At 54.5% G+C, this 2751-nt stretch carries 1 protein-coding gene; it reads left to right on the forward strand.

Going from position 1 to position 2751, the window contains the following annotated elements; genetic code table 11:
* Positions 1-37: 37 nt before the first annotated feature.
* Positions 38-2751, forward strand: a 2714-nt coding sequence (locus DP116_RS29850) for a PAS domain S-box protein (RefSeq protein ID WP_246275830.1), incomplete at its 3' end; no start/stop codon positions are given.

The following is a 2751-nucleotide window of genomic DNA, read 5'->3' on the forward strand; positions in this document are numbered from 1 at the left end:
GCGACAAACCCAGGACTTGCTGGCAGCAAATTCCAGATTGGAAGCTGAGGTCACTGAGCGCAAGCAGACAGAGATTGCTTTGCGCGAATCCGAAGAACGTTCGCGCGCTTTGATTGAGAATCTGCCAGGTGGGGCTATGTTTGTCGTCGATCGCAATCTCCGCTACTTGGTAGCTGAAGGAGAAGCGTTGTCCGCTGCTGGATTCAAGCCGGAAGATCTCGTTGGGCGGACAATTTTCGAGGTGCTACCACCCGAATTGGCAGCATATTATGAGGGGCTTTACCGTCGGGGGCTGGCTGGTGAGCCGTTTGAGCATGAGCACAAGGCTCACAATCGCTCATTCATCTCACGTGGAACGCCGCTACGTTCGACCGACGGTGAAGTTTATGCAGTGCTTGCTGTTTCCTATGATATTAGCGAATGCAAGCGCGTCGAAGACGAACGCGCATTAGCCGAAGCTGCGATCGCAAGCGACTTACAAGATACACAACTGTTGCGTGACCTGAGCGCACGACTCACCACTGAAGCCGATATTCAGGTGCTTTATGACGAGATTATGGCAACCGCGATCGCCCTCATGCGGGCAGATGCTGGAAGCATGCAATTTCTTGATGAAACGACGCAAGAGTTAGTGCTGATCGCTACGCAGGGCTTTAGTCAAGCGATGACCGATGATTGCCAGCGGCTTAACGCGAGTTCAAACACGTCTTGTGGCAGGGCATTGGCAGCGGGCGAGCGGACTTTTATTGATTTTGACGTGCCTGATACTGATGACCCCGATGGCTCTCTGCGGCTGCTGATAAACGCGGGCTATTTCTCTGGTCAGTCCACTCCCCTAATCAGCCGTTCGGGTAACCTGATCGGCATGGTTTCCACTCACTGGCGCAGACACCATCGACCGAGCGATCGCGAACTGCGGTTTCTCGATTTACTGGTTCGTCAAGCCGCCGACTTGATTGAGCAGCGACAGGCAGCAGCAGCCCTGCGCGAGTCGGAAGAAAAATATCGCACGTTAGTTTCCGCCACTTCAAAAATGGTTTGGACGGCGGACGCAAAAGGCAACATTATTGCTGAAGTTCCGGGTTGGGAACAGTTCACTGGGCAAACCTTCGACGAATACAAAAATTTTGGCTGGCTTGCTGTCCTACATCCTGACGACGTGGAACAAACTAGGCAAATCTGGCAAACGGCGATCGCACATCATACGACCGCGATCGCCGAATATCGGCTTCGCACGATGGCGGGCGATTACCGTCGTGTAGCTGTGCGCGGCGAACCCCTATTGAACGCTGACGGAAATTTGCGCGGTTGGGTTGGCACCATCACCGATATCGAAGATATGCGTCGTACCACAGAAGCCGAACAAGCCGCGCTCCACCAATTGCGCGAGAGCGAAGAAAAATACCGCACGCTGTTCGATTCAATTGACGAAGGATTTTCCCTGCTCGAAATCATTTACAACCAGCAGGGCGCGGCGATCGACGTGCGCTACCGCGACACGAACCGCGCTTTCGAGCGGCATACGGGCATCAAGGATGCCGAGGGGAAGACCCTGCGCGAATTGATTCCGAATATCGAATCATCGTACTGGATTAATACTTGGAACCGAGTTGCGCGAACGGGCGAACCAGAGCGTCTTGAGAATTACGTGCAGGAAACAGACCATTGGTTCAACGTTTATACCTCGCGCATCGGCGGCGAAGGCAGCAACATGGTCGCCGTTGTCTTCAACGACATCACCGAGCGCAAACGCACGGAAACGAATCTCGCCTTTTTAGCCGAAGTCAGTCAAGACCTCACGCGCCTGACGAACATTGACGAAACGATGGATGCGATCGGCGCGAAGATCGGCGGGCATTTCAATGTCGTTCGCGTCGTTTTCGCCGAAATCAGTGAAGACCAACAGACGGGTCGCGTCAGCCACGAATGGCATCAGCCGGATTTGCCGGATATGAAAGGTTCTTACGCGACAAAAGACTATTTCTCGCCTGAATTGGAACTTCTCCACCGCGCCGGAGAAATCGCCGTCGTCCGCGATACCGCGAAAGACGAGCAGATTGACGGGGAGCGTTATGCCGCGCTGGGCGTAGGCGCGTTCGTCGGCGTGCCGCTCATCCGCCAGGACAAGTGGCGTTTCTATTTCAGTCTGCTCGATTCCAAACCGCATGACTGGCGCGACGACGAAATCGAGTTGCTGCGGGAATTGACCACGCGCATCTGGACACGCCTCGAACGCGCCCGCGCCGAAGAAGACCTCGCCCAGTCAGAGGAAAAATACCGCACGCTGTTCGATTCGATTGACGAAGGCTTTGTCCTTTTCGAGTTGATTTATGACGAAAACGAACAGGTGGTTGATCACCGTTATCTGGAAGTCAACCAAGTTTTCGAGCGGCAGACGGGACTCGAAAACGCGGCGGGCAAACTCGCCAGCGAGATTGCCTACGTCGAACCGTGTTGGCTCGAAACCTATGACCGAGTGGTGCAAACGGGCGAGCCGGTGCGCTTTGAAAATTACAGCCAAGCAACCGGACGCTGGTATGCGACTTACGCTTCGCGCGTCGGCAAAGCGGGCAGCCGTCAAGTCATCGCCATTTTCGACGACATCACCGATCGCAAACGTGCCGAAGAAGCCATGCGAGTATTTTTCAGTAATGTGAGTCATGAGTTTCGCACTCCGCTGACCCTGTTGTTGAGTTCAATTCAAGAGACCTCGAATGATCCTGCCCATCCCTTGAGTTCTGCCCAGCGATC

The organism is Brasilonema bromeliae SPC951 (assembly GCF_012912135.1).
GTDB lineage: Bacteria > Cyanobacteriota > Cyanobacteriia > Cyanobacteriales > Nostocaceae > Brasilonema > Brasilonema bromeliae.